The sequence below is a fragment of the Pseudoalteromonas sp. GW168-MNA-CIBAN-0100 genome (assembly GCF_040309225.1).
GTDB classification, from domain to species: domain Bacteria; phylum Pseudomonadota; class Gammaproteobacteria; order Enterobacterales; family Alteromonadaceae; genus Pseudoalteromonas; species Pseudoalteromonas arctica.
In genome coordinates this window covers 1-244 of sequence record NZ_JBEOOL010000959.1, presented here as the reverse complement: position 1 = coordinate 244, position 244 = coordinate 1, and the positions used below count along the sequence as shown (strand labels likewise).

1 protein-coding gene is annotated in these 244 nt (G+C 39.8%); it reads right to left on the bottom strand.

Features of this window, described 5'->3' with window-relative positions; genetic code table 11:
* On the bottom strand, positions 1 to 244 hold a 244-nt coding region (locus AAEY62_RS24185), incomplete at both ends, for a hypothetical protein (RefSeq protein ID WP_350637009.1).

Below are 244 nucleotides of genomic sequence, written 5' to 3'. Positions count from 1 at the left end.
CTCATCGACTGTATATGTTTGCTTATCGGCCCAATCAAAACGACTTATGCCAAATTTATAAATAACCTCCCTAGTACCTTTGGTTTGAATAATACCGCTCCATACATAAAAAATAATATGGGTATGCGAAAAAGGGCTATAAGCCGGCACGCTTTTTATTTTCTTATCAGCTGTTGGCAGTAGTAATGTAGGCTGGTCGACCCCCGGGTAATTTGAAAAATTCCTCACGTAGTCAGTTTCACCA